This is a genomic window from Thermosulfuriphilus sp. (assembly GCF_054026695.1).
In genome coordinates, this window is record NZ_JBPMLP010000053.1 from 55,249 (window position 1) to 69,662 (window position 14,414).

11 protein-coding genes are annotated in these 14,414 nt (G+C 54.1%); 10 read left to right on the plus strand and 1 reads right to left on the minus strand.

The window, feature by feature from the left end:
* Positions 1-129: 129 nt before the first annotated feature.
* From ACXJJX_RS09505 to ACXJJX_RS09550, 10 genes are all read left to right on the plus strand, one after another.
* The gene (locus ACXJJX_RS09505; RefSeq protein ID WP_456434357.1) at positions 130-1,878 is read left to right on the plus strand and encodes a B12-binding domain-containing radical SAM protein; all 1,749 of its coding nucleotides are present in this window, start codon (positions 130-132) and stop codon (positions 1,876-1,878) included.
* A 2-nt stretch (positions 1,879-1,880) separates the two neighbouring features.
* Positions 1,881-2,570 carry a 2-phosphosulfolactate phosphatase gene (locus ACXJJX_RS09510; RefSeq protein WP_456434358.1) on the plus strand — a complete coding sequence of 230 codons (690 nt, stop codon included), beginning with the start codon at positions 1,881-1,883 and terminating at the stop codon, positions 2,568-2,570.
* Between the two features lie 68 nt (positions 2,571-2,638).
* Positions 2,639-4,450, plus strand: coding sequence for an asparagine synthase (glutamine-hydrolyzing) (gene asnB, locus ACXJJX_RS09515; protein ID WP_456434359.1), 1,812 nt, complete (start codon positions 2,639-2,641; stop codon positions 4,448-4,450).
* Complete coding sequence (locus tag ACXJJX_RS09520) at positions 4,437-5,591, plus strand: glycosyltransferase (RefSeq protein WP_456434360.1); 1,155 nt, start codon at positions 4,437-4,439, stop codon at positions 5,589-5,591. Before asnB ends, ACXJJX_RS09520 begins: the two co-directional genes overlap by 14 nt.
* A gap of 123 nt (positions 5,592-5,714) precedes the next feature.
* Complete coding sequence (locus ACXJJX_RS09525; protein ID WP_456434361.1) at positions 5,715-5,933, plus strand: rubredoxin; 219 nt, start codon at positions 5,715-5,717, stop codon at positions 5,931-5,933.
* Positions 5,933-6,253: a hypothetical protein gene (locus ACXJJX_RS09530; protein ID WP_456434362.1), complete on the plus strand. Its 321-nt coding sequence runs from the start codon at positions 5,933-5,935 to the stop codon at positions 6,251-6,253. Before ACXJJX_RS09525 ends, ACXJJX_RS09530 begins: the two co-directional genes overlap by 1 nt.
* A 129-nt stretch (positions 6,254-6,382) precedes the next feature.
* Positions 6,383-6,997, plus strand: coding sequence for a CerR family C-terminal domain-containing protein (locus tag ACXJJX_RS09535; protein ID WP_456434363.1), 615 nt, complete (start codon positions 6,383-6,385; stop codon positions 6,995-6,997).
* A gap of 9 nt (positions 6,998-7,006) precedes the next feature.
* Positions 7,007-8,410, plus strand: a complete 1,404-nt coding sequence (locus tag ACXJJX_RS09540) for an efflux transporter outer membrane subunit (protein ID WP_456434364.1) — start codon at positions 7,007-7,009, stop codon at positions 8,408-8,410.
* Positions 8,411-8,419: 9 nt separating this feature from the next.
* Positions 8,420-9,580, plus strand: coding sequence for an efflux RND transporter periplasmic adaptor subunit (locus tag ACXJJX_RS09545; protein WP_456434365.1), 1,161 nt, complete (start codon positions 8,420-8,422; stop codon positions 9,578-9,580).
* Positions 9,577-12,714 (plus strand): efflux RND transporter permease subunit, encoded by a 3,138-nt coding sequence (locus tag ACXJJX_RS09550; protein WP_456434366.1) that lies wholly within the window; start codon positions 9,577-9,579, stop codon positions 12,712-12,714. Before ACXJJX_RS09545 ends, ACXJJX_RS09550 begins: the two co-directional genes overlap by 4 nt.
* Here the strand turns inward: ACXJJX_RS09550 and ACXJJX_RS09555 are convergent.
* Positions 12,683-14,377 carry an AsmA family protein gene (locus ACXJJX_RS09555; RefSeq protein WP_456434367.1) on the minus strand — a complete coding sequence of 565 codons (1,695 nt, stop codon included), beginning with the start codon at positions 14,375-14,377 and terminating at the stop codon, positions 12,683-12,685. The genes ACXJJX_RS09550 and ACXJJX_RS09555 overlap by 32 nt on opposite strands.
* Positions 14,378-14,414 lie beyond the last annotated feature (37 nt).

Here is a 14,414-nt window from a genome sequence, read left to right on the forward strand (position 1 = left end):
GAAACCACTGGTCCTCCAAGATCCTCCCTGATAATGGACGAGCTTCTTACTTGACAGCCCTGGCGGAGCTGATATCTTCTTCGCTCTTAACGATTGTTGTTTAAATATTTGTTCTTTTTGTAACTTTTTATGAAAATTCTTCTTATCTATCCTTATTGCCTTGAAGAGCGTCCCCGGGATGATGACGTCCGACCGGTGCCCATTGGTGTTTACTATATTGCCGCTTTTCTCAGAGAAAAGGGCTATCAGGTCGAGGTTCTAAACTGGTACAACATCAACAAGACCCCGGCCAAAATTCGGCAGATCCTCAAAGATCAAAACCCCGATGTGATCGGTTTTTCCATCTTTAACGCCAACCGTTGGGGGGCGATTGACATTGCTCGGGTGGCTAAGGAACTGAATCCTGAGGTGAAGACGGTCTTGGGAGGAGTGGGGGCCAGCTTTCTTTGGGAGCATTTCCTGACCCATTTTAAGGAGATCGACTATGTCGTCATTGGTGAAGGGGAATACACCTTCTTCAGGCTCATCAAGGCCCTTGAAGGAGACCGAGAAGGCCTTGAGGGGCGTCTGATAACCATCAAGGGGTTGGCCTTTCGGGGAAGGGATGGCCTGATTAAGACCGGGGATCCTGATCCCATAGAAGATATTGATTCTCTACCCAACCCAGCCCGCTATTTTACCTTCCAGCATGTAGTCTCGGCCCGGGGCTGCCCCTATAACTGCACCTTCTGCGGTTCTCCCCGCTTTTGGGGCCGAAGGGTGCGTTTCCATTCTCCGGGATACTTTGTTGACCAGTTGGAACTCCTTTATCGGAAAGGGGTTAAATTTTTTTATGTTTCCGATGACACCTTTACCTTTAAGAAGGATCGGGTGATTGAGATCTGCCGGGAGATCTTGCGTCGTCGTCTTCCGATCACTTGGCAGGCCATCTCCCGGGTTGACTGTATAGACGAAGATATTCTCTATTGGATGCGCCTGGCGGGCTGTATCCAGATAAGCTTTGGGGTGGAAAGTGGCTCCGAGAAGGTCCGCCGCTTCTTCAATAAAAAGCTGGCCACCGAGGCCATAAAGAAGGCCTTTGCCCTTACTAGGAGCTATGGCATTCTTCCTCGGGCCTATTTTATCTACGGCTCTCCGGGGGAGAGCCAGAAGACCATTCAGGAAAGCATAGACCTTATGCTGGAGATAAAGCCCCTAGGAGCGGTCTTTTATATCCTGGATATCTATCCGGGAACGGCCCTTTATGAGGATTTTAAAAGACGTACCGGGGCCACTGATGACATCTGGCTTAAGCGGATAGAAGATATCATGTATCATGAGACCGATCCCCAACTTTCGGCCGAAAAGGTCCTGGCTTTAGGACGGAGGCTTAAGAAGGAATACTACCGTCACCTGCCTCGTTTTGTCGAAGATATCTCTTTGGTTGATAAAAAGGAGCTTTATCCCTATCATGCTGACTTTCTCTCCCGCTTGGCCATGACCTTTCGTTACGGAGACTATGCCCGGATCCCCCAGATCAAGAATAAGGAGATTATTGCAGAGAGGCTCTTTCTCAGGGCCCTTAAGTATCATCCTGATCATCATGCCTATCTGGGGCTGGGGGTCATTTATCAGCAGAGGCGGCGTTTTAAAGATTCCATCCGTTTTCTCGAGGAGGGCAGGAGACACTTTCCCCAAAGCGAACCCCTTAACGTCTGTCTGGGGGTGAGTTATATGAACGTTGGGGATTTTAGGCGGGCTCTGGAGTGTTTCCTGCCCTTTGAAAACTCCCCTGAGGCCCTGGCTCGGGCGGCGGCGTGCTATGAGGTCCTAGGGGACAGGGCGAGGATGAATCTCTGCCTTAAAAGACTTAAGCAGTTAAAGGGGGTCTTGGCCTGATTATGTCCAAGGTAGTCTTCGTTGAGCCCCTGCCCCGTCGGATAGAGACTGATGGTCTGGTTGTGCTGGTGGATATCCTTCGGGCCACCTCGACTATTGTCTCGGCCCTGGCTTTCGGGGCCGAGGTCGTTCGTCCGGTGGTTGGGGTTGAGGAGGCCTTAGCCCTTAAAGAGAAAGGCTACTTGGTGGCCGGGGAGCGTGGGGGGCTCCCCCCGGAGGGCTTTGATCTGGGGAACTCTCCCCTTTTGGCCCCGGATCTGGTGGCTGGCAAAAGGGTGGCTCTCACCACCACTAATGGCACCCAGGCTGTAGGCCTCATCTCCTCGGCCTCCGAGGTGGTCGCCGGGGCCTTCTTGAATCTTTCGGCCGTGGTCCAGGCGGCCCAGAGGCATCAGGAGCTGGTCGTCCTGTGTGCCGGCACCGAGGGTCATTTTTCCCTGGAGGATTTCCTCTACGCCGCTTTTCTTCTTAAAAGGCTTCCAGGGTATAAGCCGGATAATGATTCTGCTTGGTTGGCCCGGGACTGGGGGCAATCCATAGATGATCCGGCCAAGGTGATAAGATATTCCCGTCATGCCCAAAGACTGATGGCCCTGGGCTTGGCCCAAGACGTATCCTTTTGTGCCCGGGTGGACCTTTTCCGGATCCTTCCTGTGCTCACCCCTGAAGGTTTTAAATCTCTGCCGGCTTGAAAAACCCCTTAAAACAGCTCAAGATCTAGTTCGCCTTTTATACCAATGATAGGTCAGGGGTTTGAATAATGTGTGGAATCGCCGGGGTGATCAAACTCTCAGGCAAGGTAGAGGAGAAGGATCTTCGCCTTATGGCCGAGCTCCTGCGGCATCGAGGTCCGGATGATGTAGGATTCTTTGTTGAGGAAAACGTGGGCCTGGTCCACACTAGGCTTTCGATCATTGACCTCGAAGGGGGTCGCCAGCCCCTCTTCAGCTCGGATGAGGCCCTGGTAACCGTGGCCAACGGGGAGATATACAACTTTGTCGAGTTAAGGAAGGAGCTTGAGGACCAGGGTTGTCGTTTCTCAACCCGTTCAGACTGTGAGACCATTCTTCATGCCTACAGGGTCTGGGGGGAGACTTTTCTTGAACATCTAAATGGCATGTTTGCTTTGGCCCTTTATGATCGCCGGAAGAGATCCCTCATCCTGGCCCGGGATCGTCTGGGGATAAAGCCGCTTTTTTATGCGCCCTTGGCCGACCGGATCCTTTTTGCCTCGGAGATCAAGGCCCTGATCCCCTTTCTGCCCAAGGTGGAGTTAGATCCTGCGGCCTTGGTTCAATATCTTCAGGCCCAGTTCTCTTCCGGTCGGCAGACGATTCTTCAAGGGGTCCTGAGGGTCCTTCCAGCCGAACAGATAGAGATCTCTGCCGATCTTAGGCTCAGGCAGCGTGCCTACTGGTCGGCCTCGGAGGTCCATCCTCGGGTTTTGGGCTTTGAGGAGGCCCGTGAGGAGTTTGATTATTTAATAGAAATCGTCTTTCGGGAACATATGCGTTCAGATGTCCCCTTTGGGTTATTTCTCTCCGGGGGGCTTGATTCATCGATAGTCCTGGCCTTACTTACCCGGTTTGGGGCCGCACCGGTAAGGAGCTTTTCGGTAGGATTTGACAACGTGGCTATGGAGAGCGAACTTTCTGAGGCCGGCCGAATGGCCGCCCTCTTCGGGGCCCGCCATCGGGAGATCCTTCTGGACAAAGATCAGATATTCCGGGCCCTTCCCTTTGTGGTTTGGGCAGCCGATGACCTTATCCGGGACTATGCCTGCCTGCCCACAGCTCATCTGGCCCAGGCAGCCGCCGAGGAACTCAAAGTAGTCTTTACCGGAGAAGGTGGCGACGAGGTCTTTGCCGGCTACGGTCGCTATCGGGCCGGGCGTCTGGAGAGATGGTTGAAGAATCTGCGTTCTCCGGGTTCAGGGGGGCTTCGGACCAGGGGGCAGTGGCGGGGAAGATGGCCAGAGAAGGTCTTTGGTAGGACCTTAAGGAGACAGGCCCAGGCCTTTCGTCGTCCCTTTGTAGCTGCCTGGCAGGGGGCTCCCAAGGGCTGGGGCTATGTAAGACGGGCCCAGTACACTGAATTGCTCACTGTTCTGCCGGATGACCTTTTGGTCAAGGTGGACCGAATGCTTATGGGCCATGGCCTTGAAGGCCGAGTGCCCTTCCTGGATCACCGGCTGGTGGAATTTGGGCTCAGCCTGCCTGATGAGCTTAAGATCCGCTCTGGCTTCGGAAAAATCTTCCTGCGCCGCTGGGCGGAAGCCTATCTGCCCCGGGACCATATCTGGCTAAAGAAACGGGGCTTTCATGTCCCAATTGGTCACTGGCTTGGAGGGCTTTTTCTTGATCGGCTAGAAGAGAGACTTTTGGCCCATCGGGGTATCAGGGTCTGGTTTAGGCCTGAGGGGATAAGGGAGCTTGTGGCCAGCCAGCGTCAGGGGAAGGATGCTACCCGTGAGATCTGGTCGCTGATGCAGTTTGCCATCTGGTACAATCTTTTTATCGAAGGCCGAAGCTGCCGGCCCTCGATGGCCGAAGATCCTCTTGATTGGATTTAAGGCCGTGTCCAGCCTTGATCCTTCCCGGATAGCCTTCTTTCTGGCCACCTCCGGCCATAGCGGGGTGGACCGGATTGCCCGTCATCTTTTGCCGTCTATCGCCCGCAGGGGATATCAGGTGGACCTTCTGGTGGTGGAAAACCACGGTCCTTACATTGAATCCAATGAGCCCAACCTGAGGGTCATACGTTTTCCGACGGCCCATGTCTATACGGCCCTGCCTTATCTGGTAAGATATCTGCGACGCTACAGGCCCACCGTCCTTCTCAGTGACAAGGATCGTGTTAACCGGACCTCTCTGTGGGCCAAGGTGATCTCAGGGGTCGAGACTAGACTCGTCTTCCGCCAGGGGACAACCCTCTCTGTTGATCTGGCCAGCCGCGGTCTGTTGGACCGCTTCGTCCAGACCCTCTCCTTGCGTTATCTCTACAGGTTTGCTGAAGTCATTCTGGTTCCCTCCCAAGGGGCGGCCAGGGACCTGGCCCGTCTTGCCCGTCTGCCCGAGGCCAAAGTGCGCGTGGCCCCCAGTCCGGTGGTCACCATGGAGCTTCTTCAGGGTGAGCAGCCCCTTCCGGACCACCCCTGGTACCGGGAGAAGGTGCCCATAATCATTGGTGTGGGGGAGCTTTGTGCCCGTAAGGATTTTGCCACCTTGATCAGGGCCTTTTGTCACCTGAGAGCCAAGCGCCCCTTACGTCTGATAATTCTGGGACGGGGGCGGCAACGAAAAAGGCTTCTGGAGCTGGCCTCTGGCCTGGGGGTGGCCGAGGATGTCGATCTGCCGGGATTTGTTCCTAATCCCTATCCCTTTATGGCCCATGCCCGGCTTCTGGCCTTCAGCTCTCGCTGGGAGGGCCTGGGTTTTGTGCTCATTGAGGCTCTCTCCTTAGGGACCCCGGTGGTCTCCACGGATTGTCCCTATGGGCCAAGGGAGATCTTGAAAGACGGTCTCTATGGTCCTCTGGTCCCTGTGGGTGATGACCTGGCCTTGGCCCGGGCCATGGAGACCGTTCTTGAGGCCTCAACCTCGAAGGATTTTCTCCGTCAGGCCGCATTTCCCTATGAGGTGGAAAGAAGCACCACGGCCTATCTCGAGCTCATGGGACTTTCTCCCCGAAGGCTTTCAAATGCTCAGGCTTAAGGGGAAACTCCGGGCCCCACCCAAAAAGTATTGGGGAACCTTAATACTTTTTTCTTGACTTAAACCCCCTCCAAATTTATAACTCTTCTATAGTAGTTATTATCCTTAAGACAGGAGGCCACTATGGTAGAGAATCTTTTCGAAGGAGCCTATATCTGTTCGACCTCTAATTGTGGTTACATCTACAATCCGGCTAAAGGGGATCGTAAGGGCAGGATTCCCAAGGGAACAACCTTTGAAGACCTGCCGGACGACTGGCGTTGCCCGGTATGTGGGGCCAGCAAAAAGGCCTTTCGTCCCCTGGCCGGAATGGAACAAACCCCAGAGAAAGGAGAGAAGTGATGAAGTTTAGGTTTGACAAACAGGTGGTAGGTTTTATTCCGGAGAGCAGGGATGAAGAAGCCGCCCTTGATGCCCTCTGGAAATACTTAGTGGAGTGTGAGGGGGAAAGCCGCAAGCTTGCTCCTCTTGGGATCTATATCCCAGGGACTTCTAAGGAGGCTCTCTTTCAAGTAGAGGGCTATGATATGTCCCAGGCCAAGGCTTCCTCAGTCACAGAAACTATCCGCTATTACTGCCCCAAGTGTAACCGCTACGAAGAGATTCCCGCCGGTCAAACTCCCCCGGTGTGCTGTGGCCAGCCCATGCAGGCCATGGACTAACCCCCCTCTACTAAGGCCCCACACTAAGTGGGGCCTTTCTTCTTGTTTTTTAAGCGATCGTTTGATATGTACGCTTAAAACATTTGTTTAAATCTGAGTCTTCTTTTTAGGAATCTCTCATCAGGGATCATGACCACCAAAGAAAGGCTTCTTGAGGCTGCCGAAAGGCTGTTTGGCGAAAAAGGCTACCAGGGAGTAAGTGTCCGGGAGATCACTCAGGCTGCTGGATGCAATGTGGCCGCTGTCAACTATCACTTTGGAAGCAAAAGGGATCTTTATCTAGAGGTCTTCCGGGCCCGTTGGCTTCCCAGGGCCGAGAGGCTTTCTCGATACTTCCGGGACAATGTTGGTAATTCTCCAGCCTCTGCCGCTGAGGTCATCCAGGCCCTGGCCGTCTCCATTATTGAAGGTCCCTTAAGCGAAGACGAAAGGCTCCGTCACCGACAGCTTATGTTCCGCGAGCTTACTCAGCCGACCGAGGCCTTTGAGATCATTGTCAAAGAGGGCCTCAGGCCCCTTTTTGCTGAGATCGTCTCCTTGCTCAAACCATTTCTGCCCTCAGAGACCAGGGAGGAGGACTTAAGGCTTTCTGTCTTAAGCATTATGGCCCAGATTATTCATTTTCATGTTGCTCGGCCCAAGGTGAGTGCCCTTCTAGAACGACCCTATGATGAGGTCCTAAGGGCGAGGATCATTGCCCATATTGTTGATTTTTCTCTAAAGGGTCTGGGTCTAAGGGGGTAGGGAGGAAGGATGAGGTTTGGGGCCCTGATCCTTTTTATCTTTCTTTTTTCTTGTAGCCCCAGGGTCTCCACCGAACAGGTATCCTTTAGCCTTCCCTCAAGTTTTCAGCATGCTCCCAAGGGTTTGAGGGTTCCTCGGCCACCTGATCAGTGGTGGAAGACCTTTGGTGATCCGCGTCTTGACCGCTTGGTAGAAGAGGTCCTTGAAAAAAATCTTGATCTCAAAGAGGCCCTAGCCAGTCTTGAAGAGCTTCGCTCCCAGGTGACAGTGGCCCGTTCGGCCCGTTTCCCCCGTCTTGATTTTAACTTCCAAGGCCGACGGGAGCGAAACGTCATTTTGGGTCCCTTTTTTGCCCGTAGCCCCAGCTACATCATTGGTCGATTCAATGTTTCTTTGGCGGCCTCCTATGAAGTTGATCTTTGGCAGCGCCTCTCAAAGGAGGAGGCTGCTGCCCGGATGAGACTCCTTGAGGCCCAGGAGAATCGTCTGGCTCTGGCCCAGTCATTGGTAGCAGAGGCCGTGAGCCGTTACCTTAAAAGAAAATTCTTGCTCTGTGAGCTTTTAAAGCTGAAGGACGATATCTCTGTCCAAAGGAAACTTCTGGGGCTCCTCAAGGGGCGCTACCAGAAAGGGTTGGTCTCCGCCGTTGAACTTAAGGACCAAGAGGCCCTTTTGAGGGAGGCCGAGGCCGAGGAGGCCCAGTTGAGGGAGGAGATTCAAAGGCTTGCTCGGGAATTGGCCATCCTGAAAGGAGCCTATCCAGAGGATCTACTTCCTTCTAAAGATCCTTCTTATTGTGGCCTCGAGCTGCCTCCAGTTCCATCCGGGCTTCCTTCGGAGCTCCTTGAACGCCGTCCAGATATTCGGGCGGCCTGGGCCCGAGTCCTGGCCGCAGAGGCTGAGGTCGCTTCGGCCCGGGCTGCCCGTCTGCCCCGGATAAGTCTCACCGGTGATCTTGGCCGGATCTCAATAGCCCTTAAGGACCTTCTTCGGCCGGACAACCGATGGTGGCAATTAGCCGTCTCTTTGGGACAGCCGCTCTTTGATGCCGGAGGCCTTAAGGCCCAGGAAGAGGCGGCTCGTTTTCGGGCCCAGGCCGTCCAGGCTGCCTACATAAAGACCGTCCTTCAGGCCTTCTACGAGGTGGAAACCGCCTTGGCTGCCGAGGAAAGCCTTAGCAGAGGTCTGCAACTGCTCCTAAGTAGACAGAAGGCCCTCTGTGAAGACTATAAGCTCAAGGAGCGCCGTTATCGTCTAGGGCTGATTGGGGCTGTGGAGCTCCTTAGATCCAAAGGTCAATGCCTTAGAGCCCAAAAAGGCCTTTATGAAGCCCGAGCCTCCCTTTGGCTCAACCGGGTCTCTCTTTATCGGGCCCTTGGAGGGGCCTGGCCTGAACTTGAATCTGGAGACTAGGGGATACTCATGGAGAAGAAAAAGATTCTTCATCTAGTTTTGGCTTTAGTCATCTTGGGGCTCGGGGTGGTTTTAAGCAAATTAATCATCTCCAGCAGGCCTAAGCTTGAGCGGGCTTCCAAGGCTCCCTACATTCCGGCGGTTGAGGTGATTCCTGCCGTCTCCCGGACCTTAGAGGTTGAGATTACTGGTTACGGGACAGTGGTTCCAGTCCGCACCGGAAAGATTACCTCCCAGGTTGCTGGAAAGGTCATCTACATTGCTCCTGTTCTTGTTGCCGGAGGGCGTTTTAAGGCCGGTGAGGTCCTCCTTCGGCTAGATCCTCGGGATTATCAGACGGCCCTAGCCCTGGCCGAGGCCGACCTTAAGGAGGCAGAAAAGGTCTTTTCCGAGATCTCAGCTGAGGCCCAGATCTCGGAAAAGGAATGGGCCGAGATTGGCAGAGACCAGGGCCCTGCACCGGATCTTGTGGCCCGTAAACCCCAGCTGGCCGCGGCGAAGGCCAAGCTTGTGGCCGCTCGGGCTCGGATCCAACAGGCCCGTCTGGACTTGGCCCGTACAGAAATCAGGGCCCCTTTTGATGGCCTAGTCCTTAAGGCCCAGGTAGATCTGGGCCAATACGTTCGTCCTGGTGAGATCCTGGCGGAGATCTATGCCAGCCAGGAGGTGGAGATCGGGGTATCCCTTTCTCTAGAAGAACTCAGGTGGATCAAGGTCCCCGGCCTTAATGTCCCTTTTGGCCAGGGATCAAAGGCCACGGTGTTCGTTAAACCCTTTGCCGAGAAGGTGAGCTGGCCAGCAGAAGTAGTCCGGGTGGCGGCCCAGGCCGATGAAAAGACCAGGCTTCTCACTGTCTTTGTCCGGGTGAAAGGCCCCTTTGATCGCAGGCCTCCCCTCCTTCCCGGGCTTTTTGCCGAGGTGAGATTTAAGGGCAGGTCCCTCAAGGGTGCCTTTATCCTGCCTAGAAGGGCCCTTCATTATGCCGAAGATGGAGACTGGATGGTCTATGTGGTTGACGATAAGGGTATTTTGCACCTTCGAGAGGTAGAGGTGGCCCGGATTGAGCCAGAACGGGTGGTGATCACCAAAGGGCTTGCTTCTGGAGAAAAGGTGGTTGTCTCTCGCCTCTCAGGGGCAGTGGAAGGGATGAGGGTGAGGATTCTCCCATGAGGCCCTTGATCTCCTGGTTTGTAAGAAATCATGTAGCCGCCAACCTCTTGATGGTCTTTATCTTGGCCGCCGGCCTTCTGACAGCCATTAGCATTGTGGTCGAAACCTTTCCTGATGTCAGCCTTGAGGAGATCGAGATCGACCTGGAATACCGGGGGGCCTCTCCTTCTGAGATCGAAGATTCCTTGATTAAGCCCATTGAGGAGCGGATCGCTGGGCTTGCAGGGATAAAACGACTCCGTTCCGTGGCTCAGGAAGGTCGGGGGACCATCACCGTTGAGGTCCTAAGGGGCTGGGATGCTAACAAACTTTACGATGATATCAAAGTAGAGGTGGACAGCCTCACCAGCCTTCCGGAGGAGGCCGAACGTCCTATCGTCAAAAAGAAGCTCCGCCGCTATCCGGTCATAACCTTGGCCATCTACGGGAAGGCCTCAGAGAAGACCCTCAAGTACTGGGGGGAAAGAGTCAAGGATGAGCTCCTGGCCCTGCCAGGAATAACCGAGGTCGAGCTCTTTGGAACCAGGCCAGCAGAGATTCACGTGGAGATTCCGGAAGAGAATCTCCGTAAGTACAGCTTAAATCTTGACGAGATAGCCAGAATTATTGCCGAAAACAGCTTTGATCTCCCGGCCGGCCGCATCAAAGAGCCCTCAAGAGAGGTTCTTCTCCGCATCCAGGGGAAACGATACCGGGCCGAGGAATACCGAAACATCGTTATCCTGGCCAGACCTGATGGCCGAAGGCTCACCCTGGGAGAGATAGCCACTGTTAAAGAGGGACTGCGTAATGTAGTTGACCTTTTCGTTTTTTTTGAGGGCCAACGGGCGGTCATCGTCCAGGTCTTCCGCATCGGCAACCAGAACGCCATCAGGATTGCCGACACTATCCGAGCCTATTTGGGAGATCTTAACCGTGAACTGCCTTCGGGCCTCAAGGCTTCGGTAGTCGTCGATATGTCCCGGATTCTCAAGGCCAGACTCCATCTCCTCCTTAAGAACCTGAGTCTGGGGATGATCTTGGTCCTGATCACCCTGGGGCTTTTCCTCAACCCGGGCCTTTCCTTCTGGATCATGTTGGGTATTCCTATCTCTTTTGCTTTTGGGCTTTCTTTGCTTCCCCACCTGGGAGTCTCGATCAACATGATCTCCCTTTTTGCCTTTATCTTGGTCTTGGGGATTGTGGTCGATGATGCCATCGTCATCGGCGAAAGTATTCACCGCCATCGGGAACGGGGCCTGCCAGCGCCCCAGGCGGCCATTGAGGGCACCCTCAGGGTCACTACTCCGGTGGTCTTCTCACTCCTGACGACCATGGCCGCCTTCTTTCCCCTTCTTTTCGGTACAGGAATGATGGGGAAGTTCATCAGGGTCATCCCCCTGGTGGTTATCGCCGTGCTGGCTGGCTCTCTGGTGGAGGCCCTCCTGGTTCTCCCAGCCCATCTCTCAAACCCCGGTCATCCTCTCCTGAACCGCCCTGGGCCTTTGGCCAAAAGGGTGGAGCACTTTGTCAGAGGCCCTTACCAGGGCCTTATCAACTTGGCACTTAAGTGGCGCTATCTTACAGTTAGCTTGGCGGTTGTGATTTTTCTTCTCGTCTTTTCACTCTTCTTGGGGGGGCGGCTTAAGTATACTTTTTTCCCCCGGGTCGAAGGTGATGAGGTCGTCTGCCAGTTAACCCTACCTCCCGGAACCCCGGTTGAGGAGACCATCTCCTTGGCCCGCAAGATAGAGGCTGCTGGACGCAGGGCCGTGGAGGATCTCGAGAAGATCTCCGGCTGGCATGGACCAGGATCCCTCCTGCGCTACAGTCTCATTTATACTGGTTTTCACCAGCAGAGTCACGGTCCTAAGGCTGGCTTGGTCCAGCAGGGATCCCACCTGGCCCAGATCACCCTTGAGCTCATCCCTGGAGAACAAAGGCCGGGAATAAGCTCAAGGGAGCTCGTTCGCCTCTGGCGTCAGGAGACCGGGGAGGTCGTCGGGGCCGAGAGTCTAGTCTTCCAGAGTGAGCTTTTTGGTCTCGGGAAACCGATAGAGGTGGCCCTGTCTCATCGGAATGAAGAAGAACTTCTTGAAGCTGTTGAAGAATTAAAGGCCCACCTCGAAACTTTTCCTGGAGTCCATGATGTTGAAGACAGCTACATTCCGGGTAAAGAAGAACTCCGCTTCAGACTTAAACCCGGGGCCAGGGAGTTGGGAATAACCCTCCTTGACTTGGCCCGGGCCATCCGGGGGGCCTTCTACGGGGCCGAAGCCCTTCGCTTCCAGAGGGGAGAAGACGAAGTCCAGGTCCTTGTTCGCTATCCAGAGGCAGAACGCCGGGGGCTTTTTTATCTTAAAAACCTCCGTCTCCATCTGCCAGACGGCCGGGAAGTTCCGCTCTCAGAGGTGGCTCAGATCATCCACACCCAAAGCTATGTCGAACTCAACCGGCTCAACCGGCGTCGGGTGATCTTTGTTCGGGCCGAGGTGGATGAAAAGCTCACCAATGCTAAAGAACTGCGGGGTCATCTTACCAGCGATTATCTCCGGCAATTAAAGCAGAGACATCTTGGTCTGGTCTATTCCCTGGAGGGGGAAGGTAAGGAGGAGGCCGAGTCAACTCTTGAGGTCATCCGGGGATTTTTGTTGGCCCTTCTTCTGATCTATGTTCTCTTGGCAGTACCCCTTAAATCTTACCTTCAGCCCCTTATCATTATGGTGGCCATCCCCTTTGGGATCGTCGGGGCCTTTGTAGGGCATATCATCATGGGGTACAACATCTCCATCTTGAGTATGTTCGGGGTGGTCGGTCTTTCTGGAGTGGTGGTCAACGACGCCCTAGTCCTTCTTGATCGCATCAGGTGGTATCGGCAGAGGGGAAAGGAGGCCTTTGACGCCGTCATTAAAGCCTCAAGTGATCGATTTCGGCCGGTCATCCTCACCACCTTGACCACCTTTGCCGGCCTTATGCCGATGATCTTTGAAAAGAGCCTTCAGGCCCGGGTCCTTATTCCCATGGCCATAAGCCTGGGGTTTGGGGTTCTGATGGCCACTGCTATCACCTTGATCCTGGTGCCCTGTTGTTATCTTATCCTTGAGGATCTTCTCTGGTTGGGCCCTAAGGGCCGAAGGGAATCCCCAGCTTCTTGAAGATCTGTCGAGGAAGTTCTTCTTTAAGGCGCTTTTGGATGGCCTCCTGGTTCAAGGTCACCCTGGGGCTAAAGATAGTCCCCCGGAGTTTCAAATCGACTGTGGCCTTTGAGTTCTGGTTTAGGAGGAGATGTCCTCCCGGGAGGTGTCTGGCTACTTTCTGGGCTAAGGTCCCCGAGAGATAGACCTTTAGGGGCAGATTAAGGCTTCCATCCAGGCCTAGGGTACCTTGGGCCTGGATGGAAATGTCCTTGGCTTTGAGATCGGCCTTGATCTGGGCCTTTCCTTCCTTGATTTTGACCGATCCTTCGAGCCTTTCGAAGACCATCTTTTTTAGCTCCTGAAGTCCGAGGAGATCAGCGACAACCGAGACGACCGGGCTTTCGCGAAGCATGCCTTGAAGCAGGCTATAGCGTCCATCAAGAAAGAGGTCCTTGCTGATCTGAGACCACTCGGTCCCCCGGCCGGAAAAGATGGACCGGGAGTCAAGGACCCCAGTGATGGGCGGGCTGGTAACTCCGGCTGCCTCAAAAAGAAGGCCTCCGAGGTCAAGGCCTGAAGTCTTGACCTCCCCTTCGTAGGCCAGAAGGGGAGTGGCTAGATTTAGCCTTAAGCGGGTCTTGATCTGCCCCTGGGCTACACGGGCCGTAAGATCTTTGAGTTCGAATATTCCTCCTTCAAGTTGCCAGTTGGTCCTTAGGTCTTCAATGGTCATTTTCTGGTAGATGACCCGATCGATCTCTATCTGACCAAAAGCCAGAATATCATTGGCAGCGGAGGTCTTCTGCTCGCCATGGACCGGAGAAGACCTTTTCTTGGAAGACTGGGGGGCCAGGGCTGCTACGGATAAAATATGGTCAAGATTCAAGGAGTGGCTTTTTACATCGCACCTTATCTGAGGTCTTTTCTGGAGATAGTCCTGGATATGGCCGGAGAAGAAGACCTCTTCCTTGTCGAGGCTTATTCGGGCCTGATAATCGACCTTCTGCTGATCAAAACGTCCCTTTATCTGGATAAGAGGCTGGAAACCCTGATAGCTGATCTCGGATGAGATCAGATAACTTCCCTGGTAGGTAAGTGAGGAGAGATCCCGGCCGATCTTAAGGCCAATGTTGAGATCTGCCTCTCCTTGGGCCTGGGGAAGCTCTCCGGTCTCGTCCTTAAAGAAGAACTGGGCCCCTTTTACCACCACCCGGTCAACCACCAAGGCCAAGGGGATTTCCGGGGCCTCGCTCTCTCTTTCAGGGGCTTCGTGTTCCTTTTTCTCCTCTTCAAGGAGCTTTAGGGTCTCAAAATTGAAGTGTCCATCCTGTCTTTTTACGATCCGGATCTCTGGACTCAAGAGTTTGACCTCACTTATAATTAACTGGTGTTTCAAGAGGGGAAAAATCTGGTAGCTCAGAACAAACTCTTTGATTCGCAAAAAATCGTTCTTCCCGTCATCTTCCTTGATCTTTAAGCCTTTAAACCGTATGCCCTTGAGTAATCCGACCTCAATTTCTCCAAGTTCAACCTTTCTTCCCGAGGCCTTCTCGGCCAGAGGGACAATCATGTCCTTGAGGCGCTCTGGAGTAAGGTAGAAGTGAACCAGGGCCGAGAGACCGAGGAGGATAAGGACGATCACCCCGGCGAGGATGGCCACTGCCTGGAACAATCTCTTCATAAGACCTCCTAGGATATCATCGTCAATGAAGTCGCCC

What these genes read in the sequence shown, in the direction of transcription:
- ACXJJX_RS09535 (WP_456434363.1), top strand. Translation starts at nt 6,383, where the DNA reads ATGACCACCAAAGAAAGGCTTCTTGAGGCTGCCGAAAGGCTGTTTGGC.
- ACXJJX_RS09545 (WP_456434365.1), top strand. Translation starts at nt 8,420, where the DNA reads ATGGAGAAGAAAAAGATTCTTCATCTAGTTTTGGCTTTAGTCATCTTG.
- ACXJJX_RS09525 (WP_456434361.1), top strand. Translation starts at nt 5,715, where the DNA reads ATGGTAGAGAATCTTTTCGAAGGAGCCTATATCTGTTCGACCTCTAAT.
- ACXJJX_RS09530 (WP_456434362.1), top strand. Translation starts at nt 5,933, where the DNA reads ATGAAGTTTAGGTTTGACAAACAGGTGGTAGGTTTTATTCCGGAGAGC.
- ACXJJX_RS09540 (WP_456434364.1), top strand. Translation starts at nt 7,007, where the DNA reads ATGAGGTTTGGGGCCCTGATCCTTTTTATCTTTCTTTTTTCTTGTAGC.
- ACXJJX_RS09505 (WP_456434357.1), top strand. Translation starts at nt 130, where the DNA reads ATGAAAATTCTTCTTATCTATCCTTATTGCCTTGAAGAGCGTCCCCGG.
- ACXJJX_RS09555 (WP_456434367.1), bottom strand. Translation starts at nt 14,377, where the DNA reads ATGAAGAGATTGTTCCAGGCAGTGGCCATCCTCGCCGGGGTGATCGTC.
- ACXJJX_RS09510 (WP_456434358.1), top strand. Translation starts at nt 1,881, where the DNA reads ATGTCCAAGGTAGTCTTCGTTGAGCCCCTGCCCCGTCGGATAGAGACT.
- ACXJJX_RS09550 (WP_456434366.1), top strand. Translation starts at nt 9,577, where the DNA reads ATGAGGCCCTTGATCTCCTGGTTTGTAAGAAATCATGTAGCCGCCAAC.
- asnB (WP_456434359.1), top strand. Translation starts at nt 2,639, where the DNA reads ATGTGTGGAATCGCCGGGGTGATCAAACTCTCAGGCAAGGTAGAGGAG.